The 23,760-nt window shown below is 64.0% G+C and carries 23 protein-coding genes and 1 pseudogene; 13 read left to right on the top strand and 11 right to left on the bottom strand.

Annotated features, from left to right (window positions below):
* The first annotated feature begins 31 nt into the window (after window positions 1–31).
* On the top strand, window positions 32–724 hold the full coding sequence (kstR, locus tag ABIB36_RS08135; RefSeq protein ID WP_084345484.1) for a cholesterol catabolism transcriptional regulator KstR: 693 nt from the start codon (window positions 32–34) through the stop codon (window positions 722–724).
* A 51-nt stretch (window positions 725–775) separates the two neighbouring features.
* Window positions 776–3,325, top strand: coding sequence for a trehalose-phosphatase (gene otsB / locus ABIB36_RS08130; protein WP_354559833.1), 2,550 nt, complete (start codon window positions 776–778; stop codon window positions 3,323–3,325).
* 199 nt (window positions 3,326–3,524) lie between these two features.
* Here the strand turns inward: otsB and ABIB36_RS08125 are convergent, their stop codons facing one another.
* Window positions 3,525–4,613, bottom strand: coding sequence for a LacI family DNA-binding transcriptional regulator (locus tag ABIB36_RS08125; RefSeq protein WP_354559835.1), 1,089 nt, complete (start codon window positions 4,611–4,613; stop codon window positions 3,525–3,527).
* Window positions 4,614–4,830: 217 nt separating this feature from the next.
* On the opposite strand from ABIB36_RS08125, the gene ABIB36_RS08120 reads away from it, so the two are divergent.
* The 6 genes from ABIB36_RS08120 (at window position 4,831) to ABIB36_RS08095 (ending at window position 9,832) form a co-directional block, all read left to right on the top strand.
* Complete coding sequence (locus ABIB36_RS08120; protein ID WP_084345879.1) at window positions 4,831–5,769, top strand: metal ABC transporter solute-binding protein, Zn/Mn family; 939 nt, start codon at window positions 4,831–4,833, stop codon at window positions 5,767–5,769.
* A gap of 139 nt (window positions 5,770–5,908) precedes the next feature.
* Complete coding sequence (locus tag ABIB36_RS08115) at window positions 5,909–6,727, top strand: metal ABC transporter ATP-binding protein (protein ID WP_084345487.1); 819 nt, start codon at window positions 5,909–5,911, stop codon at window positions 6,725–6,727.
* On the top strand, window positions 6,728–7,606 hold the full coding sequence (locus ABIB36_RS08110; RefSeq protein WP_084345488.1) for a metal ABC transporter permease: 879 nt from the start codon (window positions 6,728–6,730) through the stop codon (window positions 7,604–7,606). It abuts the gene before it with no gap.
* A gap of 11 nt (window positions 7,607–7,617) precedes the next feature.
* Window positions 7,618–8,376, top strand: coding sequence for a LamB/YcsF family protein (locus ABIB36_RS08105; RefSeq protein ID WP_354559838.1), 759 nt, complete (start codon window positions 7,618–7,620; stop codon window positions 8,374–8,376).
* Window positions 8,376–8,978 (top strand): 5-oxoprolinase subunit B family protein, encoded by a 603-nt coding sequence (locus ABIB36_RS08100; RefSeq protein ID WP_084345490.1) that lies wholly within the window; start codon window positions 8,376–8,378, stop codon window positions 8,976–8,978. The genes ABIB36_RS08105 and ABIB36_RS08100 overlap by 1 nt, the downstream gene beginning before the upstream one ends.
* Window positions 8,975–9,832, top strand: a complete 858-nt coding sequence (locus tag ABIB36_RS08095) for a 5-oxoprolinase subunit C family protein (RefSeq protein WP_084345491.1) — start codon at window positions 8,975–8,977, stop codon at window positions 9,830–9,832. The genes ABIB36_RS08100 and ABIB36_RS08095 overlap by 4 nt, the downstream gene beginning before the upstream one ends.
* Before the next feature lie 20 nt (window positions 9,833–9,852).
* Here the strand turns inward: ABIB36_RS08095 and rlmB are convergent, their stop codons facing one another.
* The 5 genes from rlmB to ABIB36_RS08070 are packed head-to-tail and all read right to left on the bottom strand — an operon-like array spanning window position 9,853 to window position 13,904.
* A complete protein-coding gene (gene rlmB / locus ABIB36_RS08090) occupies window positions 9,853–10,830 on the bottom strand; it encodes a 23S rRNA (guanosine(2251)-2'-O)-methyltransferase RlmB (RefSeq protein ID WP_084345492.1) in 978 nt (325 codons plus the stop codon).
* Entirely contained in the window at window positions 10,830–12,245 is a 1,416-nt protein-coding gene (cysS, locus tag ABIB36_RS08085; RefSeq protein WP_084345493.1) for a cysteine--tRNA ligase, read from the bottom strand. Before cysS ends, rlmB begins: the two co-directional genes overlap by 1 nt.
* Before the next feature lie 23 nt (window positions 12,246–12,268).
* The gene (gene ispF, locus ABIB36_RS08080; protein ID WP_084345494.1) at window positions 12,269–12,733 is read right to left on the bottom strand and encodes a 2-C-methyl-D-erythritol 2,4-cyclodiphosphate synthase; all 465 of its coding nucleotides are present in this window, start codon (window positions 12,731–12,733) and stop codon (window positions 12,269–12,271) included.
* Window positions 12,730–13,404 (bottom strand): 2-C-methyl-D-erythritol 4-phosphate cytidylyltransferase, encoded by a 675-nt coding sequence (ispD, locus tag ABIB36_RS08075; protein WP_373270515.1) that lies wholly within the window; start codon window positions 13,402–13,404, stop codon window positions 12,730–12,732. Before ispD ends, ispF begins: the two co-directional genes overlap by 4 nt.
* Window positions 13,405–13,415: 11 nt before the next feature.
* Window positions 13,416–13,904, bottom strand: a complete 489-nt coding sequence (locus ABIB36_RS08070) for a CarD family transcriptional regulator (RefSeq protein WP_084345496.1) — start codon at window positions 13,902–13,904, stop codon at window positions 13,416–13,418.
* A 358-nt stretch (window positions 13,905–14,262) separates the two neighbouring features.
* Here ABIB36_RS08070 and ABIB36_RS08065 point away from each other — a divergent pair, with 358 nt between their 5' ends.
* The 3 genes from ABIB36_RS08065 to disA all read left to right on the top strand — a co-directional run bounded on the left by ABIB36_RS08065 (window position 14,263) and on the right by disA (window position 17,577).
* Window positions 14,263–14,922, top strand: a complete 660-nt coding sequence (locus tag ABIB36_RS08065; protein ID WP_354559840.1) for a copper chaperone PCu(A)C domain-containing protein — start codon at window positions 14,263–14,265, stop codon at window positions 14,920–14,922.
* Window positions 14,923–14,957: 35 nt separating this feature from the next.
* A complete protein-coding gene (radA, locus tag ABIB36_RS08060; protein ID WP_354559841.1) occupies window positions 14,958–16,367 on the top strand; it encodes a DNA repair protein RadA in 1,410 nt (469 codons plus the stop codon).
* 112 nt (window positions 16,368–16,479) lie between these two features.
* On the top strand, window positions 16,480–17,577 hold the full coding sequence (gene disA, locus ABIB36_RS08055) for a DNA integrity scanning diadenylate cyclase DisA (protein ID WP_084345499.1): 1,098 nt from the start codon (window positions 16,480–16,482) through the stop codon (window positions 17,575–17,577).
* A 16-nt stretch (window positions 17,578–17,593) separates the two neighbouring features.
* Here disA and ABIB36_RS08050 read toward each other — a convergent pair whose 3' ends face one another.
* Window positions 17,594–18,328, bottom strand: coding sequence for a hypothetical protein (locus ABIB36_RS08050; protein ID WP_084345501.1), 735 nt, complete (start codon window positions 18,326–18,328; stop codon window positions 17,594–17,596).
* Window positions 18,329–18,426: 98 nt separating this feature from the next.
* Window positions 18,427–19,050: a carbonic anhydrase gene (locus ABIB36_RS08045; protein WP_084345881.1), complete on the bottom strand. Its 624-nt coding sequence runs from the start codon at window positions 19,048–19,050 to the stop codon at window positions 18,427–18,429.
* Between the two features lie 68 nt (window positions 19,051–19,118).
* Between ABIB36_RS08045 and ABIB36_RS08040 the strand changes: the two genes are divergently transcribed.
* Window positions 19,119–20,015, top strand: a complete 897-nt coding sequence (locus ABIB36_RS08040; protein WP_354559844.1) for an HhH-GPD family protein — start codon at window positions 19,119–19,121, stop codon at window positions 20,013–20,015.
* Window positions 20,016–20,030: 15 nt separating this feature from the next.
* On the opposite strand, the gene ABIB36_RS08035 is transcribed toward ABIB36_RS08040, so the two are convergent.
* Together ABIB36_RS08035 and ABIB36_RS08030 are read right to left on the bottom strand one after the other, a co-directional pair.
* Entirely contained in the window at window positions 20,031–20,837 is an 807-nt protein-coding gene (locus tag ABIB36_RS08035) for an alpha/beta fold hydrolase (RefSeq protein ID WP_084345502.1), read from the bottom strand.
* A gap of 5 nt (window positions 20,838–20,842) precedes the next feature.
* Entirely contained in the window at window positions 20,843–21,580 is a 738-nt protein-coding gene (locus ABIB36_RS08030) for an alpha/beta fold hydrolase (protein ID WP_354559847.1), read from the bottom strand.
* A 44-nt stretch (window positions 21,581–21,624) separates the two neighbouring features.
* On the opposite strand from ABIB36_RS08030, the gene mhuD reads away from it, so the two are divergent.
* Window positions 21,625–21,933 carry a mycobilin-forming heme oxygenase MhuD gene (gene mhuD / locus ABIB36_RS08025; RefSeq protein ID WP_354559849.1) on the top strand — a complete coding sequence of 103 codons (309 nt, stop codon included), beginning with the start codon at window positions 21,625–21,627 and terminating at the stop codon, window positions 21,931–21,933.
* A 116-nt stretch (window positions 21,934–22,049) separates the two neighbouring features.
* Here the strand turns inward: mhuD and ABIB36_RS08020 are convergent.
* A pseudogene (locus tag ABIB36_RS08020) lies at window positions 22,050–23,351 on the bottom strand (putative bifunctional diguanylate cyclase/phosphodiesterase); the annotation flags it as partial.
* Between the last annotated feature and the right edge of the window lie 409 nt (window positions 23,352–23,760).

Genomic DNA, 23,760 nt, shown 5'->3' with positions numbered 1-23,760 from the left:
GTTCAGAGTCAAGGTGCGAAGGACAACGTCGATGAGCACATCTTCTCGGTCGCGTTCGGCGACCAATGCCGACAAGAACAGAGGAACGGCCGTGAATGAAACCAACACGGCTACACCACTACGTTCGGTCGGCGTCCTCACCGACGACGACCTGAGTTCCAATGCTCAGCGCGAACGCCGCAAGCGAATTCTCGATTCGACCTTGGCTCTCGCCTCCAAAGGTGGCTACGAAGCCGTTCAGATGCGCGCTGTCGCCGAGCGTGCGGACGTCGCAGTCGGAACGCTGTACCGATACTTTCCCTCCAAAGTGCACCTGCTGGTTTCAGCCCTCTCTCGTGAGTTCGAAAAGATCGACTCCCGTCGCAAGCTCCCGCCCGGCCAAACGCCGCAGGAGCGGATGCACCTGATTCTGGGCCAGATCACACGAGCGATGCAACGTGATCCTTTACTCACTGAAGCAATGACTCGCGCTTTCATGTTCGCGGACGCGTCCGCTGCCGCCGAGGTGGACCAGGTCGGCCGATTGATGGACCGACTGTTCGCCAAAGCGATGAGCGACGGCGAGCCAACGGAACTGCAGCTCAGCATCGCTCGCGTCATCAGTGACGTCTGGCTGTCCAATCTCGTCGCGTGGTTGACCCGTCGTTCGTCGGCCACCGACGTCGCCGCTCGACTCGAACTGACCGTCGATTTGCTACTCGGAGATTCAAAGCCCCTCTACTGAGCGTGCGCGTCCGAGTGAGCCGTATCGGCTCGCATCGCCTAGATTCGTTCCGTGACTGCTTTGGATCTACCGGTTGAACTCCGCCGCGCCCTCATGGCCGTGGCCCGGACGCCTCGCCTGCTCGTTGCCTCCGACTACGACGGGACGATGGCGCCCATCGTCTCCGATCCATCGAAGGCATTTCCGCATGCAGAGTCCGTGACCGCTATGCGTGAGTTGGCGAGTCTCGCCGCGACGAAGGCCGCCGTCATCTCCGGTCGCGCCCTCCGCGATCTGGCCACACTGTCCAGGCTCCCGGCCGAGGTTCAACTCGTCGGCAGCCACGGCAGCGAATTCGACGTCGGATTCATCAATGCAATCGACGACGAGGCCAAGCGACTTCTGCAGGATATCGCCGAGGAGATGACCTCGATTGCCGCCCGATTCCCCGGTGTGGCCGTCGAAACCAAACCCGCGAGTGCTGCGCTACATGTCCGCAATGCCGATGCGGCCGACGCGGAAGCCGCTCTCGTTGCGGTGCGCGACGGCGTGTCGCTGCGCGAAGGTGTGCAGGTGACCGAAGGCAAGTCCGTCATCGAACTCGCTGTCATCGTCACCGACAAGGGTGACGCCCTCGACATCCTCCGGCACCAGGAGGGCGCGACGGCTGCGGTGTTCTTCGGCGACGACGTCACCGATGAGAAGGCCTTCACCCGCCTGCACGGCCCCGACATCGGCGTCAAGATCGGCCCCGGCGACAGTCTCGCCGAGTTCCACATCGACAGCACCGAACAGGTCTCACTCGCGCTGGCATTTCTGCTCGAAGAGCGTCGCCGGTGGCTCTCCGGTGCCGATGCTCCACGCATCGAGCGGCTCACGATGCTCGCCAGCCCCAACGCCGTCGCATTGGTGACTCCCGACGCGAACCTGACATGGCTGTGCCACCCCGAACCGGACTCGGCAGCGATTTTCGCGCACCTCCTCGGTGGCAACGAGGCCGGGCACTTCAGCATCGGCCCCAAGCGCACTGCATTGCCGCTGAGCCAGCAATACGTCGACGGCACCATGACCGTCCAGACCAAGTGGGCGAGCCTGCAGGTCACCGACTACCTCCCGCACGATGTCGCAATCGGGCAGACCTCGCTCACCCGCGTCGTCACCGGCAAGGCCACCGCGATCGTGACGTTCGCACCCCGACCCGAATTCGGCAAAGTATGGGTTCAGCTCGAACCCGAAGAGGACGGACTTCGGATCTCCGGCACCGCAGAGCCGATGGTCCTGCGCAGTCCCGGCGTGAAATGGAACGTCGTATCCGACGGCGCGCAACAGACCGCGCACGCCGAGATCGACCCGACCGGTGGACCTGTCGTTCTCGAATTACGTTTGGGCAGCGAGGATCTCGGGCCGTCTGCGCTACCGGAACCGGAGCGACGGGCACAGGCCGAGGCCTACTGGAAGGACTGGGTCGATGTCCTGGACCTGCCGCCACTCAAACGGGATTTGATGAAACGATCCGCCCTGACGCTACGTGGACTCGTTCACGCTGACTCCGGCTCGATCATGGCAGCCGCGACTACGTCGCTACCCGAAGAGATCGGCGGCGTGCGCAACTGGGACTACCGCTACTGCTGGCTGCGTGACGCGGCCCTCACCGCGTCGGCGCTGGTCAACCTCGGCTCGACGGCCGAAGCCGAGGGATACCTCGGATGGATCCACGAGGTCCTGCAGTCCGTGCCTGGCCCGGAACGACTCCATCCGCTGTACACGATCCGTGGTCTCGGTCTGCCGTCCGAGGCCGTCATCGACGAGCTGCCCGGATACGCCGGCTCGCGCCCGGTCCGCGTCGGAAACGCAGCCAACCAGCAGGTCCAGCTCGACGTGTTCGGTCCTATCGTCGACCTCGTCTCTTCCCTCGCGCATGCCCGCCAGTCTCAGGGCATGGCTGGGAAAGAGGCCTTGTCCGACGACGATTGGTCTCTGGTCCGCTCGATGGTCGAGGCTGTCGAGCGCCGATGGGACGAACCCGATCACGGCATCTGGGAGATCCGCGGGACACCCCGCCACCACGTGTACTCCAAGGTCATGGGCTGGATGACCATCGATCGGGCGCTCGCCCTCGCGGCCTCGTTCGGTCGGGAAACCGAACCGAGCTGGGCCAGTCTGCGCGAGCAAATCCACGCCGAGGTCATCGACAAGGGTTGGAACGAAGAAGTCCGGTCCTTCACCGCAGCCTACGAAGGCACCGACCTCGACGCGGCGACCCTGCACATCGGGCTCTCCGGGCTGATCGATCCGTCCGACCCTCGGTTCGCAGCAACCGTGACGGCAACCGAAGCCGAACTGCGTAGCGGGTCGACCGTGTACCGCTACCACCACGACGACGGACTGCCCGGCGGCGAGGGTGGATTCCACCTGTGCGCGGCGTGGCTGGTCGAGGCATACCTACTCATCGGGCAGCGATCCGAAGCAGAGGCCCTGTTCGCCCAACTCGTCAGCGCAGCCGGTCCGACCGGCCTGCTCAGCGAGGAATACGACCCCGTCGCCGAACGCTCACTGGGCAACCATCCCCAGGCCTACAGCCACCTCGGTCTGCTCAGGTGTGCGAGTTTGCTCAGCGCCTGAGCGGGGCCGTATTCGCTTGCCCACAATCGCTCGTACACAATCGCTTGAATGGTCCACTCATACGATCTGTCAGCATGAGGTGGCCATTCAAGCCGTCTCGCCCGTTCGCTTGAATGGTCCACTCATACGATCTGTCAGCTTGAGGTGGCCATTCAAGCGGTCCAGCCGGGGCCAAGCGGTCCATCGGTCCAGCCGGGGTCTAGGCGGGCGGCGGCGCTGCCGTACGACCTTTGACCAACTCGGTCGGCAAGAATTCGGCGGCCATGATGCCCGACTGCGAGGTGGAGAGCAGGAGCGCACCTGCGCGTCGCCCCTTCTCCTCGGCATCCTGACGAACGGTGGTGACGTTTTCGCGAATTGCGTCGTCCACGCCGTCGAAACCGGTAATGGTGAGCTGACCCGGAACGTCGATGCCGGCGACCTTGGCGAAGTTGAGTGCGCCGAGCGCGAGTACATCGGTGGTGCAGAGCAGTGCGGTGGTCTCGCGGTTGGCTTGTAGCGCCTGAGCTGCAGCGGAGTGGCCGGAGCGGGTGGTGTGTTCGAACCGTTCGACGACGGTGAGCGATTCCGGATCGAGGCCGCTGTCCTTCATAGCGTCCTTCACCCCTGCTATCCGCTCCCGTTGGACGTGGAAGTGGCTGCCGGCGAGCCGAGCGGGCGGTACGACCCCGTCGCGACGGTCGCGTCCGAGTCTCATACAGAGAACGGCGATGTGGCGGTGTCCAAGGGCAATGATCTGATCGGCGATCATCTTCATCGCGGATCGATCGTCGATGGCGACGAGTGCTGCCTCCGGCACCCCGCGTGGTTGGTCGCAAATGACAATCGGTAGGTGCCGCTCGCGAACGGCCATCAGGTAGGGGTCGTCGTCGGCAACGGAATAGACGACGAAGCCGTCGACCCCTGCTTGTTGCACGACGGCGGCGGCCGCAGTCTCGTCTCGGTCGGGCCCTGCTGGAATCAGAAGTAGGCCTTGGCCTGCAGCTTCGCAGGATTCGGCGAGCCCGGCCAGGAATGCCATGGCGGCGGGGTCCCGGAAGGAGTAGCTGAGCGCTTCGGTAAGTACGAGCCCGACTGCGCCTGCCTTACGAGTGCGAAGCGAGCGAGCGAGTGGGTCCGGTCCTGCGTATCCGCGGCGTTTGGCTGCCATGAGAACGCGTTCGCGAAGTTCGGGTGAGAGCTGGTCGGGCCGGTTGTAGGCGTTCGACACTGTGGTGCGCGACACCTTCAGGTCGGCAGCGATGGAGGCCAATGTGGCGGGGCGGCGCGGCTCGCTCGACCTGGACATACGGGGACGTTAGCCGGAAAAGGGCGCTGCAGTGAAATTCGGCACCTGGGTACCCGATTCGATCGAGAACCGCCGAATCGCTAGAGTACAACGGTAACCATTTCCAACTAGGCGAATATTTCGCTTCCGCAAGCTTCGACTCAAGGGGTTCCCAGTGCGACAACTCGCCCGCTCGACTACCGCTCTCGTAGGGCTCACCTGCGCCGCCGCACTGGGCATGACCGCATGCAGTTCGGACACGAGCCCATCCAATTCTTCGGCGCCTGCCACCGCGATCGACGGCCCGATCACCATCGTGGCCTCGACCAACGTGTGGGGAAGCGTCGCGCAAGCCGTCGCGGGAGACCTCGCTTCGGTGCAGTCGATCATCGCCGACCCGTCGGCAGATCCGCACTCGTACGAAGCCAGCGCCGGCGATGCCGCGAAGGTGGCCGAGGCGTCGCTCGTCGTATACAACGGTGGCGGATACGACGAGTTCATCGATGACATCCTCGGCTCGGAGGGGAAGGACGTGCCGTCGGTCAACGCGTACGACCTCCTCGGTTCGGACCATGCACACGACGACGAAGAAGCAGCCCCGGACAGCTCCGCCGACTCCACCGAAGGCCACGGCCATAGCCACGGCGACGCCAACGAGCACGTCTGGTTCGACGCCGAGGTTGCCGCATCCACCGCAGAATCGATTGCCGAGAAGCTCGGCCAGCTCGACCCCGACAACGCCGCCCAGTACACCGCGAATGCCGAAACGTTCCATGATCATGTCCATCGCATCACCGACGTGACGAACAAGATCGCCGTCGATCATGCCAATGCTCCTGTCGCACAGACGGAACCGATCGCGCACTACCTGATCGAAGAGTCCGACCTCGACGATCGGACACCCGAGGACTTCAAGAACGCCCTCGAATCGGGCAACGACCCGTCGCCCGCGTCCATCGCGGCTACTCGCGACCTGTTGACGTCGAAGTCCGTTCGGGTCCTCGTCTACAACATCCAGACGCAGGACGCCGTCACCCAGGACATCCGCTCCACCGCCGAGGCCGCCGGAATCCCCGTCGTCGAGGTGACCGAGACGCTGCCCGAGGGCAAGACCTACATCGAGTGGCAGACGCAGGCGGCTCAGGATCTCGAATCTGCGCTGGCGTCGGCATCCTGAGCATGACGACCCCCGAGACTGGGAGTGGAGCCCGCGGAACGACCCCCGAGACTGGGAGTGGAGCCCGCGGAACGACCCCCGAGACTGGGAGTGGAGCCCGCGGAACGGCTGTCGGGTCAGGGCTGGAAAGCTGTAGTTCATGCCTGCTGTAGAACTGCGCGATGCCGGACTGGCGTTCGGGGAGCGCACGTTGTGGCGGAACCTCGATCTCGCGGTGGAGAGCGGTGAGTTCGTGGCTGTCCTCGGACCGAACGGTTCGGGTAAGACGTCGCTTCTGAAGGTGCTGCTCGGCCAGAACCATTTGACGACGGGGACTGCGGCAATTGCGGGAGAGCCAGTCCGCAAGGGCCAGTCCGGTGTCGGTTACATCCCTCAGCAGCGCAGTATCGACGACGGCCTGCCGCTGCGTGGGCGTGATCTCGTCGGTCTCGGTTGGGACGGTCATCGTTGGGGGCTCGGTCTTCGCGGAATGCGTGAGCGCACTCGTGTCGTGCAGCATGCGATCGACCAGGTCGACGCCAATGCTTTCGCGGGTGCTCCTGTCGGGACTATGTCGGGAGGCGAGCAGCAGCGTCTCCGCATCGCCCAGGCGCTGGTCGGCAATCCGACTGTGTTGCTGTGCGACGAACCTCTGCTCAGCCTCGATTTGGCGAATCAACGTCTCGTGTCCGGTCTCATCGATCGGCGACGGCGGGAGCACGACACGGCGGTGCTGTTCGTAACGCACGAGATCAATCCGATTCTGCCGCTGGTGGACCGGATCGTCTACATCGTCGACGGCAAGTTCCGCATCGGCGCACCTGCTGATGTCATGACGACCGAAGTGCTCTCGGAGCTGTACGGGACCGAGGTGGAAGTTCTGAAGGTGCGTGGGCGGCTCGTCGTCGTCGGCACCGGAGATTCCATCGACGCTCTCGGCTCTGCGGGTGCGCACCATCCACCGACCGAGGATCTCTGAATGAACGAGAAAGTGGTCGACGCCCTCTCCAAGATCTTCGACTTCAGCACGACGGCGAACTTGTTGAGCTACGACTTCGTGCAGCAGGCACTCCTCGCGGCGGCCATTCTCGGTCTCCTCTCCGGTGCGCTCGGGCCGCTGATCGTCAGTAGGCAGTGGGCGTTCGCGGTGCACGGTTCGAGTGAATTGTCGTTGACCGGCGCCTCGGCAGCTTTGCTTGTCGGTATCACTGTCGGCCTCGGAGCTATCGTCGGCTCGGTCGTCGCCGCGGTGATGTTCGCTCTACTCGGCTCCAAGGCTCGTGATCGCGACTCGGTGATCGGTGTCATCATGTCGTTCGGGCTGGGATTGTCGGTGTTGTTCATCTGGCTGTATCCGGGCAGAACCGGCACGAGCTTCTCGCTCCTGATCGGTCAGATCGTCGGCGTCGGGCAGAGCGGTATTCAGCTTCTGCTGGTGTGCGCAGTGTTGGTCCTCATCGTGCTCGCGATCGTCTACCGTCCACTGTTGTTCGCCAGCACCGACCCGGAAGTTGCGCTGGCGCGCGGAGTCCCGGTCCGTGGGCTCGCCGTCGTGTTCGCAGTTCTCGTCGGAGTCGCGTGTGCGCTCGGCGTTCAGATCGTCGGTGCGCTGCTCGTGCTGTCTTTGCTCATCACGCCCGCGGCCGCTGCCGCGCGTGTGACTGCAAGCCCGCTCAAGGCGACACTGTTGTCCATTCTGTTCGCCGAGATCGCAGCTGTGGGCGGCATTCTCCTCTCGCTCGCACCCGGTGTTCCCGTCTCGACATTCGTCACGACCATCTCGTTCGTCATCTACCTCATCTGCCGCGCGGTGGGGTCTCGCCGAAAGGCCGACTCCGGTCGCATCGTTGTCGCCTAGACTTGAAACCGATGACGTCCATCGATATCAACTCAGACCTCGGCGAGAGCTTCGGAACGTGGAAGCTCGGTAACGACGACGCAATGCTGGCCGTGGTGACCAGTGCCAATATCGCATGCGGATTCCATGCGGGTGACCCACAGACGATCCTGGCGACCTGCCGAGCAGCCGCAGGTAAGGCCGTCCGTATCGGTGCTCAGGTCGGCTATCACGACCTCGCCGGCTTCGGACGACGCTTCATCGACATCGAACCTGCCGATCTGACTGCCGACGTGCTGTATCAGATGGGGGCCCTCGACGGACTCAGTCAGGCAGCAGGTTCGGCCATCGCCTACGTCAAACCGCACGGCGCGCTCTACAACGCCATCGTGACGCATCGGGATCAGGCGAAAGCGGTTGTCGACGCCGTCCGAATCTACGATCCGACCCTCCCCGTCCTCGGTTTGGCGGGCTCGGTGTTCCTCGAGGAAGCCGAGGCTGCCGGTTTGCGGACCGTGGCGGAGGCCTTCGCCGACCGTGCGTACACACCTTCGGGTGAGTTGGTCTCCCGGCGTGAGGCCGGCGCCATCCTGTCCGATCCTGCCGTGGTCGCGGCCCGCATCCTCCAACTCGTGAAGGAAGGGACAGTCGTGTCGATCGACGGCACCAGCATCGCCGTCTCCGCGGAATCGGTGTGTGTGCACGGAGACTCTCCAGGCGCGGTCGACATGGCCGTCGCAGTCCGGAAGAGCCTGTCCGACAACGGTATCGCGATCTCACCCTTCGTCTGATGATCGTCCGAGATGCAGGTGAACATGCCGTACTGATCGAGTACGGCGACCTCCGCGAGACGATGGCCTTCTTCCGTTCACTGCACGCGACAGCCCCCGCCGACGTCGAGGATCTGGTCCCGGCCGCCCGGACAGTTCTGGTGCGATTCCGGGGCGAGCGAGAACGGATCGTGACGTGGATTCGTTCGGCCGAACCAGTACCAGAGGACAGTGAAGCGAAGGCCGACGCGATGACGATTGCGGTCAGGTACGACGGTCCGGATCTCGACGATGTTGCCAGACACACCGGTCTGTCGACGCCGGAAGTCGTGGCAGCGCACACGGGTCGGATCTGGACCGTCGCATTCGCAGGGTTCGCACCCGGGTTCGGCTATCTCGTCAGCCCCGACGACCGCCTGCATGTTCCTCGCCGATCCGAACCTCGCACTTCGGTCCCTGCCGGTTCGGTCGGACTTGCCGGTGAGTTCTCCGGAATCTACCCGCGCAGTTCCCCAGGTGGATGGCAGTTGATCGGGACCACCGATGCGGTCCTGTGGGACGAGGGCGGCTCGCCCCCCGCGCGGCTACAGCCCGGCACGAAGGTCAGGTTCCGACAGTCGTGAAAGCCGTCGCGATACTGCGTCCCGGGCCACTGTGCACAGTGCAGGATCACGGCCGTCCCGGTCACGCGTTGATCGGCGTCGGAAGATCCGGCGCTGCCGACCTCCGCTCGCACGACGCTGCCAACAGGCTGGTAGGCAACACCGTCGAGGCTGCAACACTCGAGGCAACGATGGGCGGTGTGGTGATCCGCATGCAGGGATCGGTCGTCGTAGCGGTCACCGGCGCTTCGGGCAGTATCACCGTCAACGGCATCGCGGGGGCGATGTACAACACGCTGTATCTGTCCGACGGGGACGAATTGTCAGTGGCGACACCGACTTCGGGACTCCGCAGCTATATCGCTGCGCGCGGCGGATTCGACGTCGCCACGGTTCTCGGGAGCAGGTCCACCGACACGATGTCGGGGCTGGGTCCGCCGCCACTGAGGGAAGGCGACGTCCTCGCGATCGGTGATGCGCAGTCACAGTGGCCTGCAACGGAATTGGCGCCGCCCCCGGACCGCGCCGGGCACATCGAAGTGTCGGTGAACCTAGGTCCGCGCCAAGACTGGTTCACCTCCGAGGCACTCCATGTCCTGGCGAGCCAGATATGGACGGCAACCATCGATTCGAATCGCGTCGGGGTCAAGCTCGACGGTCGGACGCCACTGGAACGAGCGCGGACCGACGAGCTACTCAGCGAGGGCATGGTCCCCGGCGCCCTTCAGGTTCCACCGAACGGCAAGCCCGTCCTCTTCCTCGCCGATCACCCGGTGACAGGCGGATATCCCGTCATCGCCGTCGTTCGAGACACCGATCTGCCATCGATCGGCCAACTGCGGCCCGGGGACTCGATACGGTTCCGAGTGCACTAGTCCCTAAGGGGCGTCCCGTCCTATCGACGACGCTGACGCGCGATATCGGCCAACACGACGCCCGCTGCCACCGAAGCGTTCAGCGATTCGACCGGACCTGCCATCGGGATGGACAGAATCGAATCGCAGGTTTCGCGAACCAGACGTGAGAGACCCTTGCCTTCGGATCCGACAACCACGGCCAGTGGGCCGGTGCCGTCGAATTCGTCGAGCGTGGTGTCGCCCTCGGCGTCGAGACCGATGATGGTGACGCCCTTGGACTGCCAATCCTTCAACGTCCGGGTCAGGTTGGTGGCGCGGGCAACCTGCAGTCGCGCCGCGGCACCTGCGCTGGTGCGCCACGCGACGGCCGAGACGCTGGCGCTACGACGCTGCGGGATGACGACCCCGTGTCCACCGAACGCCGCCACCGAGCGCACGACAGCGCCGAGGTTACGAGGGTCGGTGATGTTGTCGAGAGCGACCAGAAGTGCCGGTTCCTGGTGCGAGCGAGCCGTGCTGATCAAGTCGTCGGGGTGGGCGTACCGATACGGCGGAACCTGCAAAGCGAGACCCTGGTGCAGACCGTTCGCGCTCAGCTTGTCGAGATCCGAACGCGGAACTTCGAGAATGGAGATACCGGCGTCGGCCGCACGCTGGACGCTTTCTTTCAGCCGCTCGTCACTGTCGGTGCCGACGGCAACCCACAGGGCCGTCGCTGGAACTCCCGCGCGAAGGCACTCCACGACGGGGTTACGGCCCAGCACGACCTCTGGCGCGTCGTCGTTCTTCCGAGTCGGGACGCGGGTGCTGCGACCACGGCTGTCGCCACGTGACTGGGCAGACTTCTCCGCCATCTTGGCGCGACGCGCAGCTGGATGCTTGGTCCGCTCCTCAGCGGGCGGAGTGGCGCCGCGACCTTCGAGGCCTCTGCGCCGATTCCCGCCGGAGCCCGCGACCTGCCCCTTCTTGGTGCCGGTCTTGCGTATCGCGCCGCGCCTACTTGAATTGCCTGCCATCACTGCCCTGCTTCGTCGTTACTGCGTGTTGCCCCGACGGACCATTCCGGCCCGTTGGGGGTATCTGTCACGTCTATGCCTGCCTTGGCGAGGCGATCTCGAATCGCGTCCGCGGCCGGCCAGTCCTTGTCCACCTTGGCTTGTGCTCGACGCTGCAACTCTGCATCGACCAACACTCCCAGGGCTCCTTCTAGGGCGTCGGTGTCGCCGGAGCCACCAGCCCAGTGCGGATCCAGCGGATCCACACCCAGAATCGACAGCATCGCACGCACCTGCCCGGCATGCTCGACGGCGGATTCGAGGTCTCCGCCTTCGAGCGCGCTGTTGCCCGCCCGCACCGTCGCGTGTAGCTCGGCGAGCGCCTTGGGAACTCCCAGGTCGTCGTCCAGCGCGGCGGCGAATCCGTCGGTCCAGGTGCCGAGTGGTACCTCTCCCGCTCGCTCGACCGTCCGTTTGACGAATCCTTCGATTCCTCGATAGGTCACCGCTGCCGTCTGCAACGCGTTGTCCGAGTATTCGAGCATCGAACGGTAGTGCGCACCACCGAGGTAGTAGCGCAACTCCTGTGGTCGCACGTGCTGGAGAACATTGGGTACAGACAGGACGTTGCCGAGCGATTTCGACATCTTCTCGCCGCCCATCGTGACCCAGCCGTTGTGCAGCCAGTATCGACTGAACCCGTCACCTGCCGCCTGGCTCTGCGCTCGCTCGTTCTCGTGGTGCGGGAACACCAGATCGAGACCACCGCAGTGAATATCGAAGTCAGGCCCAAGGTAGGTCTCTGCCATCGCCGAGCACTCGAGATGCCAGCCGGGCCGTCCACGACCCCACGGTGTCGGCCACGATGGCTCGCCGGGCTTCGCTGCTTTCCACAGCGTGAAGTCTCGGGGATCACGCTTACCCTCGGCCGCGCTCTCGCCCTGATGTACGTCGTCGAGTTTGTGCCCGGACAGCGCCCCGTAACTCGGGAAGCTCATCACGTCGAAGTACACGTCACCGGCGGAGGCGTACGCGTGCCCGGACTCGATCAATCTGTCGATCAACTCCACCATCTGGGTGATGTGTCCGGTTGCTCGCGGCTCGACCGACGGAGGTAGCACCCCGAGCTGGTCGTAGGCCCAGGCAAAGGATCGTTCGAACGTCGCGGCCCACTCCCACCACGGCCGTCCGGCGTCGCGCGCTTTGTTCAAAATTTTGTCGTCGATGTCGGTGACGTTGCGGACGAAAGCGACGTCGACCTCGTGGGCGAGGAGCCACCTGCGAAGGACGTCGAATGCGACACCGCTACGAACGTGGCCGATATGAGGCTCACCCTGGACTGTCGCCCCACACAGGTACACCGACGCATGGCCAGGGACCAAGGGGGTGAATTCCCGCAAGGCCCTCGTCTCGGTGTCGTAAAGGTGAAGGGTCACGACTCGCCATGCTACCGGGGGTTTTACTCGCTCATGACAAGTGCCGTCGCAACGGCGGCAATTCCTTCGCCTCGACCCGTCAATCCCAATCCGTCGGTGGTGGTCGCAGACACCGAAACGGGGGCTCCGAGAATCGCCGACAACGTCTCCTGCGCTTGCACGCGGCTCGGCCCGATCTTCGGTCGATTTCCGATGATCTGGACTGCGGCGTTACCGATACCGAAACCGTGTTCGGTAAGAAGGCGACGCACCTCGGTCAGCATTGCCGCACCGCTGACGCCGTCCCACTCTGGCCGCCCGGTCCCGAAAACCGAGCCGAGGTCACCGAGACCTGCCGCGGACAGCAGCGCATCGCACAGCGCGTGGGCGGCGACGTCACCGTCGGAGTGGCCTTCGAGCCCGTCACCGTCCTCGAACAGCAGGCCCGCGAGCCAACACGGACGCCCGACCTGGATCGGGTGCACGTCTGTTCCGATGCCGACTCTCATGCATTCTCCTGTGCTGTGATCGCCTCTGCGAGCAAAAGGTCGTGTGGAGTGGTGATCTTGAATGCGAGCAATTCACCGGTGATCGTGTGCACCGTCTCACCGAGGCGTTCCACCAGGCCCGCGTCGTCGGTCGCAGAATCCGTGGATTCGGCGTAGGCGCGGATCAACAGATCGGCGCGAAATCCCTGCGGGGTCTGAATTGCCCGGAGTGAGCTCCGATCGGGAGTCCCGACCACCGCGCCCGTGAGATCGACCGACTTGACGGTGTCGGTAACCGGAACTGCGGGTACGACGGCACCGCGTCCAGCGCGCACCTCGGCGACCACCCGAGAAACCAGGGTGGGCGGAGTGAGCGCGCGCGCAGCATCGTGAACCAGCACGATAGCTGCGTCTCCGGCGACCGCGAGACCGCAACGTACCGAATCGGTACGTTCGTGAGCCCCTTCGACCACTGTGACGGTGGGTCCGAGGAGCTCACGCGTGTGCTCGACCAGATCGGCCGGCACGATCACAACAATTCGGTCGACGGCGCCTGACGCTGTCAGGCCGTCGACCGAATGTTGCAGAAGGGTTCTACCCTTCAAAGTCACATATGCCTTCGGCATTCCTTGTTGGAGCCGAAGGCCCTGGCCCGCCGCCGGTACGAGCGCGACGACCGGGCCAGCATGCACGCTGGTCACACCTAGGAGGCTGCGGCCAGTACTTCGTCGAGAATGATGTCGGCCTTGGCCTCATCCGTTCCCTCGGCGAGCGCAAGCTCTCCGACCAGAATCTGACGCGCCTTGGCCAGCATGCGCTTCTCGCCTGCAGACAAGCCGCGATCCTGCTCACGACGCCAGAGGTCACGAACAACCTCGGCAACCTTGTTCACGTCACCGGAAGCGAGCTTCTCGAGGTTCGCCTTGTAGCGTCGCGACCAGTTGGTGGGCTCTTCCGTGTGCGGTGCCCGAAGCACCTGGAAGACCTTGTCCAGACCTTCTTGGCCCACGACGTCACGAACACCGACGTACTCGGCATTGTCCGCAGGAACTCGAACAGTGAGATCACCTTGCGCAACTTTGAGAACCAGGTACTCTCTCGGTTCACCCTTGATGGTGCGGGTTTCTATCGCTTCGATTAACGCCGCTCCGTGATGGGGGTAAACGACGGTCTCTCCGACCTTGAAAATCATGTGTCCCGTGCCCCTTTCGATTTTGCCAGTTTACCACGCGCTCAGATCAACGGCGCAGGTCAGGGGCATAACGCAGTCTTTTCAGGGGTTGACAGCCGCCGGTTAACGTGTATCCGCGGCCCCTCAGGTGGGTGTCCCGGCGCCCTCCGTCAAGGTGGTCCAGGTAACAGCAAACACCGGTCAACACGCCGGTCGGAGCCCGATACCGCACGTTCCGGACGCCCCAGAGGTCTACCCTCGAAAGCTGACTACTACTCTGCCTAGTGGACCTGGAGCTACCGGCCTAGGCTCGGCAAAGGCACTGGCCCGGAACCGCATCGGCACCCCCGGACACACCGGCACAACTGGAGGACGACCCGTGACTGCGTTCAACGCTGCGACCACGCACCGAAAAACCCGCCTGTGGGCAACCGCTCTCGCGGCAGGCGCAGCACTGACTCTGACTGCCTGCGGCTCCGGCCAAATTTCTCAGACCGCCCAGCAGGTCTCGGCCGTCAATGGAAACTTCGCCAATGTCGGCGACATCTCACTGCGCAATGTGCATGTGGTGTACCCGCAGAGCGAGGAGTACTCGATCGAGCCGGGTGGCAAAGTCGAACTCGGCTTCGTCGCCGTCAACAACAGCGCGACGACCCCCGATCGCCTCACACGGATCTCCACGACAGCGGCGTCCTCGGTGACGGTCGGCAAGGAGCCTGGCGGAAGCGAGATTGCACCGTTGACCGCCCTCGGGGCCGGAGCGCCCACCGGCACCGAGGTCGATGACGAGCTGATCCCCTTGCAGATGATCGTTGTCGAACTCAACAGCATCAGCGAGGACGTTCGCCCAGGCCTGACGGTTCCCGTCACGTTCACGTTCGAAGAAGCCGGTGACGTCGAGGTTCTCGTCCCCGTCGATGCAGGCCCGGTTCTCCCGCGCGATGTCTCGACCAAGTCGCCCGTCGAAGCCGAGGCACACAGCGCCGAAAACCGCGTCGTGGAGACTCAGGTCGAAGAAGGCGCCGACGGCAACAACTGACGTTTCTGTCAGTACCGTCCTCTAGCGTTCGCCACGTGGCCAAACTGAAGACGAACTACCGATGTTCGGCCTGCAGGCACACCGTAGCCAAATGGGTAGGCCGTTGCCCGGAATGCGGTAGCTGGGGATCGATGGACGAGGCGCCCGTGCTGACTCCGGTTGCAAGCAGACCGGGCGCATCAGGTCTGGGCGCCGGCAACACACGGTCGGCGACCACCGCGATGATTCCGACTTCGCCTGCAACCGCCCTCACCCAGGTCAGCAGTAGCACTGCACAGGCGAACTCGACCGGTATCCCGGAGTTCGACCGCGTACTCGGCGGTGGACTGGTCCCCGGCTCTGTAGTACTGCTCGCCGGTGAGCCTGGGGTGGGCAAGTCGACGCTCCTTCTCGAGGTCGTGCACCGCTGGGCCCGTACCGGTGAAGACCGGCGTGCGCTCTATGTCACGGGCGAGGAATCCGCTGGTCAGGTTCGGTTGCGGGCAGACCGGACAGGCGCGGTCCACGAACGCGTCTTCCTCGCCGCAGAATCCGATCTTGCGACGGTGTTCGGCCACGTAGAGCAGGTCGCGCCGAGTCTGCTGATCGTCGATTCGGTCCAAACGATGCTTGCCGCGGACGTCGACGGGGTCATCGGCGGTGTCACCCAAGTCCGCGCGATCACCAGTGCGCTCACGTCGCTGGCGAAGACGACCGGCGTCGCCGTCCTCCTGATCGGTCACGTCACCAAGGACGGAGCCGTCGCGGGTCCGCGTTCACTCGAGCATCTGGTCGACGTAGTTCTCCATTTCGAAGGCGACAAGCACTCCACTCTCCGCATGATCCGCGGGGTCAAGAATCGCTTCGGTGCTTCCGACGAAGTGGGGTGCTTCGAACTGCGGGATACCGGCATCGAGGGCATCACCGATCCGTCGGGCCTGTTCCTGCATCACCGCACCGACGCGGTACCCGGGACGGCCGTGACGGTCACCATGGACGGTAAGCGTCCGTTGCTCGCCGAAGTGCAGGCACTCGTCGTCGATACACACATGCCTTCCCCACGTCGAGCCGTGAGTGGCCTCGACCATGCGCGAGTAGCCATGATTCTGGCCGTCCTGGAGCGACGCTGTGGGGTGAAAGTTGCACGGAGCGAGGTCTATGCGGCAACGATCGGCGGAATGCGTACCAGCGAACCTGCTGTGGACCTGGCACTCGCGGTGGCAGTGGCGTCGGCCGTGACGGATCGTCCGATACCTACAGGGCTCGTCATCCTCGGCGAGGTCGGGTTGGCGGGAGAAGTCCGTCGGGTATCTGGGCTGGGTCGACGCTTGGCCGAGGCGGCGCGGCTCGGTTTCACTCACGCCATCACCCCCGAACACGACGACACCGTGCCGAAGGGAATCGAAGTCCGCACCGTCACCAATCTCGGCGAGGCACTCGATTACGCACATATGCGGACGGTTTGATCAACTCCCGTAGCCTCTAGCTGCGAGACTGTGAGACACCACTGTTGTAGAAGTAGTGCCGATGCAGCCGACAAGCCGTTGTGGAAGTAAATGCTGGGACGAGGGGACGAACGTGGACGAGAACGCACGCGATGCCAGTGCATCCCCGGCGCTACGTGAAACCATCGCCCGGTTAGCACCGGGCACAGCCCTGCGCGACGGGCTGGAACGAATACTTCGAGGCCGTACCGGCGGTCTCATAGTCCTCGGCTACGACGAAGAAGTCGAGAAGATCTGCGACGGCGGATTCGAACTCGATGTCGAGTTCGCGCCCACCAGGCTGCGTGAACTCTCCAAGATGGACGGCGCCGTCGTCCTGTCCACGGACGGCAAACGAATCGTCCGCTCCAACGTGCAGCTTGTGCCGGATCACAAGATTCCTACAGTCGAATCAGGAACGCGGCACCGCGCCGCCGAACGTACCGCCATGGAGACCGGATACCCGGTCGTCTCGGTCAGCCAGTCGATGAGCATCGTCAGCGTCTACGTGGCCGGAGTTCGACATGTCATCGAGGGCTCGGCAACCATCCTCTCGCGTGCGAATCAGGCCGTAGCAACGCTCGAGCGCTACAAGCAACGTCTCGACGACAACACCCGTCAGCTCTCGGTCGTGGAAATCGAGGACTTCGTAACACTGCGTGACGCACTCACGGTCGCTCAGCGTTTGGAGATGGTTCGCCGGGTCTCGGTCGAAATCGAACAGAACGTCCTCGAACTCGGCACCGACGGCAGGCAGTTGGCGCTGCAGCTCGAGGAACTACTCGGCGACAACGACGTCGACCGTCAGCTCGTCGTCCGCGACTACCTTGCCGGCCCGGAACCGTCGACGACGGCAGCCGTGGAGAAGGCCTTGGCTGCTCTCGACAAATTGACCGACGTCGATCTGCTCGACCTCACGACGCTCGCACGCGCGTTCGGCTACCCGGCGACCATCGAAGCACTCGACACTCCGATGAGCCCCCGGGGATACCGTGTCCTCACCCGGGTACCGAGGCTGCAGTTCAGCCAGATCCATCGACTGGTCGTCTCGTTCGGCACGCTGCAGGGGCTTCTTGCCGCAACAGCGGCAGACCTGCAGTCGGTCGATGGCATCGGCGGATTGTGGGCGCGCCATATTCGTGAAGGGCTTTCACGTCTGGCCGAGTCGTCCATCGCGGGCCCGTTCGACTGACCGGACCCGCACCGGATCAGGTCATGTTGAACGGCTCGGGAGAGCTACGCAGCTCACCGAGTTGAGCGATCACCTTGTACGAGCCGACGCCGACAGGTATCCGCTCCTCACCACAGCCGGGAACCGAATTGGTACCGGACCACTTGACCGTGAACCCAGCCTGCTCGCCGGGCTTGAACGTCCGCAGATCGGATTGCGCGTCGGGGAAGCAATCGGTGTTCGACCAGATCCGCAGATCGTCGAGCGTGTACACGAGGGCCTGCTGCAGACCTGCACCCACGTCGCGCTGGCACTCCGTGGAACTGATGTTGGTGATGACGACGGTGAAGCCTGGCTCTTCGCCGACCTTGTACGACGCTTTGTCCGGCGTCGCCTTGATGGCGAGGCTTTGATCCGAGCACTGATTGCTCGGGACGGCAGCTGCCCCGGCCGGCTTCGAGGGCGTCGTGGACGCTCCGGTGCTCGCCGGCTTACCACTTCCGGATCCACCCGATGCCGATGCGCCGGAACCAGCGCCCGAACCGGCCGAGGATGCACCCGACTCCTTCGCGGCGGAGGCACTCGGCGTTGCGGCCGGACCCGGCGAAGTCACGACACCTGCCGGCTCCGCCTGCGGCGGTTCTTCGCTGCCACCACTGAGAGAGGAGATGAACCACACGATCAAACCCAGCACCACAACAGCCGCACCGATGGCGAGTGCGCGACGACGCCAATAGATTTCGGGGGGCAACGGCCCGCTTGGTTCCAACACAGACCAACCGTAGGCGTTACGCAGCTACGATTCTCTGAAGCGCCTACGGCGTGTCGCCTTGTAGGTCACGAAGAAACCGTCTGAAAAGACGAACAAGCTCAGGGAAGCTCGCCGATATCGCCGATTACCCCACGCAAGCGAGCGTTACCTTCGGACAACTGATAGGTCAGGCCGACGATGGCAACTTCCCCGGCGTCGACCTTCTCCGCGATGATCCGCGACCGCTGCATCAACAGATTGCCGGTCTCCTCGACGTGCCGTGCCTCGAAATCGTCGACGTTGGAGTAGCCGTCACGGCGGGCGGACAGCACGGACGGGGTGACGCGTTCGACGAGGTCACGAATGTAGCCACCGGGGATGTCACCGGTGTCCAACGCGTCGAGAGTTGCTTTGACTGCCCCGCACCCATCGTGTCCGAGCACGACGATGAGCGGCACATCGAGAATCGCCACACCATATTCGATCGAGCCGAGGACGGAGGAATCGATGACGTGACCTGCGGTTCGGACTACGAACATGTCGCCGAGGCCCTGGTCGAAGATGATCTCGGCGGCGACGCGGGAGTCCGCGCAACCAAAGAGCACGGCGCGTGGGTGCTGCTCGTCGGCGAGACGGGCACGGTCCTCGATACCCTGGCTCGGGTGCAGAGATTCGCCTGCAATGAACCGCTGGTTACCCTCTCGAAGAGATTTCCAGGCCGTTATCGGATTCGTCGAAGGCATAAGCATCATTGTGCACCGATCCCACTGTTACCGGCGAGTCGGATACCGAAGAACCCGAGGAGACAAGCGTGCCGATCAGTCCAGTTGCACTTCTCGGGTGGTTCGACACCGAGGAGCGCGACCTGCCGTGGCGACGGCCCGGTGTCAGCGCTTGGCAGATTCTGATGAGCGAAATCATGCTGCAGCAGACGCCTGTGTCCCGCGTTGCTCCGATCTGGGAAGAGTGGGTCGTACGGTGGCCCGTCCCGTCGAAGATGGCGGCGTCTTCGCAAGCCGATGTCCTGCGCGCATGGGGCAAGTTGGGCTATCCGCGTCGGGCGTTGCGTTTGCATCAGTGCGCGGGAGTGTTGGCTGCCGAGCACGGCGACGCCGTGCCGCGGGACGTCGAGACGCTGCTGTCGTTACCCGGGATCGGCGCTTACACGGCTCGCGCTGTCGCATGCTTCGCGTACGGCCAACGCGTTCCCGTCGTCGATACCAATGTTCGACGCGTCGTCGCTCGGGCAGTGCACGGCGCTGCGGAACCGGGCAACCCGTCGACGACACGGGATCTCGCCGACGTCGAGGCGTTGCTTCCCGCAGGTAACGCGCGCGCGGCCAGGTATTCGGCGGCACTGATGGAATTGGGCGCGTTGATCTGTACCGCGAAGAATCCTGCGTGCCTGCTGTGTCCACTGCCCGAGTGCTCGTGGATCGAAGCAGGCCGCCCGGCCTACAGCGGACCCGCCAAGAAGGTGCAAAAGTTCACGGGCACCGACCGGCAGGTACGCGGGAAACTGATGTCTGTTCTACGTGAAACCGACGGTCCGGTAGAGCGGGCCCGGTTGGACGTCGTGTGGCTCAGCGATCCCGGGCAACGCGATCGCGCCTTGGATTCCCTGCTCGTGGACGGCTTGGTCGAGCAGACCGCGGCAGGGCTTTTCGCTCTGGCCGGTGAAGCGGGGTCCCCGACCGGTCTCGGATAGCCGATGCCCCGGGTATCAGCGCAAGAAGTCGATGAGCACTTCGTTGATCTTCTCGGGACGCTCGAGGTAGCCGAAGTGTCCGGTGTCCGGGATCTCCTCGTACTGAGCTCCCGGAATCGCCTGCGCGACTTCGCGGCTCAGATGGACGGGGATGAGTCGGTCGTCGGCGAACCCCACCACGAGGGTCTTGGCTGCAATCGTGCGATATGCGGTGAGTCGTTCGGATCCGGCACACATTTCGAGGCCGATCTGCGCGCGCTTGCCCGCCGATCTGGTGCCACCGGAGAACTCCATGACGGCGAGCCAGTCACCGATAGCCGCCTCGTCGCGCAGGGTTTTCGGTGAGAAGTTACTCAAGGCGGTGATTGCCGCGCGGTAGGTGGCCGGGAGTGCGATGCTCGCGTCGTACAGATCTCTTTCGCCCTGGGCCATGGCCTTCTGCATCGTCGACGAACGGCCGTACGTCGCCATCATCACTGCATGCGAGACGAGGTCCGGCCGCGCCAACGCGAGTTCCTGGGTGACACGCGAGCCCATCGACGTTCCGACGACTCGTGCCGGCGCAGCGCCCACATGCTCGATCAACGCAGCGGTGTCGGCAACCAGATCGTCGAGCACCATCCCGGCGCCGCACTCCGACGACGGCGCTATCCCCCGGTTGTCGAACGTGAGGACCTGGAAGCCTGCCTTCACCAAGGCCGGCACCTGGTGCGTCTGCCACACCCGCCCCGGGCTCCCCGATCCCATCACCAATACGACGAGCGGGCCGGTACCTTTGACGTCGAAGTTGATATCGATTCCGTTGAGCTTCACCAGGGACATTCGCGTCATAGTAGTTGTCGGAGGAACACTTCCACAGCTGCGCGGTAGAGCTCGGGCTGCTCATCGTGCACGAGATGCGCCGCCCCTGGAATCAGTACGTAGCTCGACTTGGCGTTCCTCTCGTGCATCCGACGCATTTGCCCCGGCGGTGTGATTCCGGACGCACCCTCGATCAGTAACGACGGAGCGGTGACGGATTCCCACTCGTTCCAGAAGTGCCTCGCACCCCACTCCTGCGAGATCGCCTCGAACGTCGATATGTCACCGTGCAGATACCAGCCGTCGACTCGACGTTGGAAGGAATCCAGGAAGTACTGCCCTGCGACGTCCCCGAAGAACTCACATACCGCCGATTCGGTCTCGAACGGCTGTGGCCACCGACGAATGAGTGCAGCCCAGTCATCGGCCGTGCGCCCGCGGAAGTCCGGTGCGATGTCCTCGACGACCAGACCTGCCACCAGATCGGGTCTCGCCGCGGCGAGACACCAGCCGTGCAGCGATCCCATCGAATGCCCGATGACGACACATTCCCCGAGTTGCTCCGCGTGAGCGGTCAGGTCCTCGACGAACGCCTCGGTACCGATCCCGCGCGGAGCGGGCCTGCCGTGCCCCGGCGCGTCGTAGGTGTAGACGTGGCCGAACGCACGCAACCACGGCACTTGGCGTCGCCACGTTCGCGCGCTGCCCATCAACCCGTGCAACAGCAAGATCGGTCGCCCGTCCCCACCCTCGTCGTGCAGCATCGTCACGACTGTAGCTCTCCGCAGGACCGAGTAGCCTCTCGGTCATGGCTGTCGTGAAGATAAATGCAATCGAAGTTCCCGAGGGTGCAGGCGCGGAATTGGAGAAGCGTTTCGCTGCCCGCGCCGGCGCTGTCGAAGGTTCGCCAGGTTTTCTCGGCTTCCAACTCCTGCGCCCGGTCAAGGGTGAAACCCGCTATTTCGTAGTGACGCAATGGGAGACCGAGGAGGCATTCCAGGCGTGGTCGGCGGGCCCAGCCAGGGCAGCGCATTCGGGCGAGCGCGCCAAGCCCGTCGCCGCCGGAGCATCGCTACTCGAATTCGAAGTAGTCCTGGACGTCGCAGCCAAGGCCTGACGCCCCGTCGGAGTGCCAGTCGTCGGCAATCGTTCCTGCAACGCTGCGACGGAGAGCTCGCGTTCGATGCGAGTGATCGACTCCTCCAGCTCTTCGGCCGGCACCGGACGTCCGATATAGAAGCCCTGCGCGCCATCACACCCGAGTGCGCGAAGTCGATTCAACGTGTCCCCGTCCTCGACCCCCTCCGACACCACGTTCATTCCGAGACTGCGTGCAAGGTCGATCGTCGACCGCACGATCGAGGCATTGATGGGCTGAGAAACCATCGCCGTCACGAACGACTTGTCGATCTTCAGAGTCTGAACGGGCAGCGAACGTAAATATGCCAGCGAGCTGTATCCGGTCCCATAGTCGTCGATCGCAATGGTCACACCCAGATCGCGAAGCGCGACAAGGGAATCCACCGACCGACGTGTATCGGTCATGGCCGAGGTCTCGGTCACTTCGAATTCCACCGCTTCCGGAGGCAGATCGTGACGCTGGAGTGCCTTGGCGACCTGCCCGACGAGCGTGGGGTCGATCAGATTCCGGACCGAGAGATTGATCGCGACCCGAATGTTGGATCCCTTGCGACGCAGCGCACTACAACACGCCAATGCATCCTCGAGGACATACGCGGTGATCGCGGGCAGCATGCCGGTGCGCTCGGCATCGGGAAGAAACGACGAGGGGGCGATCAACCCCTCTCGTGGATGCTGCCAACGAATGAGCGCTTCGACGCCGGTCACCGATCCGGACCCGAGATCGAGACAGGGTTGAAAGAAGACTGTGAGCTGGCGTTCGCTCAGCGCTGTCTTCAATTCCCCCAGCAAACGCATCTGCTCATGGCGATCGCAGTCCATGGAGGGTGCGTACACCGATAATCGAGTGTGCTCGTGCTTGGCCGACGTCAGGGCAACATGCGCATGTTGCAACAACCCGTGGGCATCGACACCGGGTTGATCTGCGGACAAGGCCATTCCGACCGTTGCCTCGAGCGCGATGTTGATATCGGTGACGAACATGGTGCAATTCACCGCGCGCTGAAAGTGCTCGGCGCACCGAGACGGCGACAGCTCCATCGAGTCCGAGGGGACGGATACGACGAACTGATCGCCACCCAATCTTCCGACGACCGCATCCACGACGGCGGCCGAGACCAATCGGTCCCCGATCTCCCGCAGCACCCGATCGCCGACGGCATAGCCGAACGTCTCGTTGACGTGGGCGAACCTGTCGATGTCCACGACCATCACCACAATCCCGGCCTCTCCTGCGGACTGGATCGAGAGGTCGAGCAGCTCCCCTAGGTGAGTGCGATTCGCAAGCCCGGTGACAGGGTCGGATATGGCCGCATGGGTCAGCGCGGCAGCCTGCCTGCGTAGCACCAACAGGAAACACGCTATCCGGGCCGCTGCAAGCGCGATGATCACCATCGTGGAGCCGAGCACGACCCATCCCCACTCGGCCGCAGGTAGCCCACGCGCCAGCTGCACTGCCATCACCGTGGGAGCCATCAGAATCGCCGAACCCAACCCCACCAGACGGGTGCGATCGAGCACGAAATGCGACTTCGGACCCCGACGCGGTTTCCATGCACGAGAAGGTGGATACAAGGCCACCGATCCCGCGAGGACGAACCCAGCGAGCCAACAGGCCTGGACGACGGCCGGGTCGCGCACCTCGACGCTGACGGCGACACGCGAAATCCACGTACCGGCGAAGAAGAACAGAAATGCACAAGCAGCCAGCGCGAACGGCGCCTTCCGTGCCCTTTTCGACAGCAGCAGAATCACCATCAGCGATACGAGAAAACCGTCGGCTCCGGCGTAGACGATCGCCTGC

This window comes from Rhodococcus sp. UYP9 (genome assembly GCF_040547235.1).
Classification (GTDB): domain Bacteria; phylum Actinomycetota; class Actinomycetes; order Mycobacteriales; family Mycobacteriaceae; genus Rhodococcoides.
This window is presented reverse-complemented; position numbering and strand designations above follow the sequence as displayed.

What these genes read in the sequence shown, in the direction of transcription:
- kstR (WP_084345484.1), top strand. Translation starts at nt 32, where the DNA reads ATGAGCACATCTTCTCGGTCGCGTTCGGCGACCAATGCCGACAAGAAC.
- ABIB36_RS08125 (WP_354559835.1), bottom strand. Translation starts at nt 4,613, where the DNA reads ATGTCCAGGTCGAGCGAGCCGCGCCGCCCCGCCACATTGGCCTCCATC.
- ABIB36_RS08120 (WP_084345879.1), top strand. Translation starts at nt 4,831, where the DNA reads ATGACCGCATGCAGTTCGGACACGAGCCCATCCAATTCTTCGGCGCCT.
- ABIB36_RS08115 (WP_084345487.1), top strand. Translation starts at nt 5,909, where the DNA reads ATGCCTGCTGTAGAACTGCGCGATGCCGGACTGGCGTTCGGGGAGCGC.
- ABIB36_RS08110 (WP_084345488.1), top strand. Translation starts at nt 6,728, where the DNA reads ATGAACGAGAAAGTGGTCGACGCCCTCTCCAAGATCTTCGACTTCAGC.
- ABIB36_RS08105 (WP_354559838.1), top strand. Translation starts at nt 7,618, where the DNA reads ATGACGTCCATCGATATCAACTCAGACCTCGGCGAGAGCTTCGGAACG.
- ABIB36_RS08100 (WP_084345490.1), top strand. Translation starts at nt 8,376, where the DNA reads ATGATCGTCCGAGATGCAGGTGAACATGCCGTACTGATCGAGTACGGC.
- rlmB (WP_084345492.1), bottom strand. Translation starts at nt 10,830, where the DNA reads ATGGCAGGCAATTCAAGTAGGCGCGGCGCGATACGCAAGACCGGCACC.
- ispF (WP_084345494.1), bottom strand. Translation starts at nt 12,733, where the DNA reads ATGAGAGTCGGCATCGGAACAGACGTGCACCCGATCCAGGTCGGGCGT.
- ABIB36_RS08070 (WP_084345496.1), bottom strand. Translation starts at nt 13,904, where the DNA reads ATGATTTTCAAGGTCGGAGAGACCGTCGTTTACCCCCATCACGGAGCG.
- ABIB36_RS08045 (WP_084345881.1), bottom strand. Translation starts at nt 19,050, where the DNA reads ATGCCTTCGACGAATCCGATAACGGCCTGGAAATCTCTTCGAGAGGGT.
- ABIB36_RS08035 (WP_084345502.1), bottom strand. Translation starts at nt 20,837, where the DNA reads ATGTCCCTGGTGAAGCTCAACGGAATCGATATCAACTTCGACGTCAAA.
- ABIB36_RS08030 (WP_354559847.1), bottom strand. Translation starts at nt 21,580, where the DNA reads ATGCTGCACGACGAGGGTGGGGACGGGCGACCGATCTTGCTGTTGCAC.
- mhuD (WP_354559849.1), top strand. Translation starts at nt 21,625, where the DNA reads ATGGCTGTCGTGAAGATAAATGCAATCGAAGTTCCCGAGGGTGCAGGC.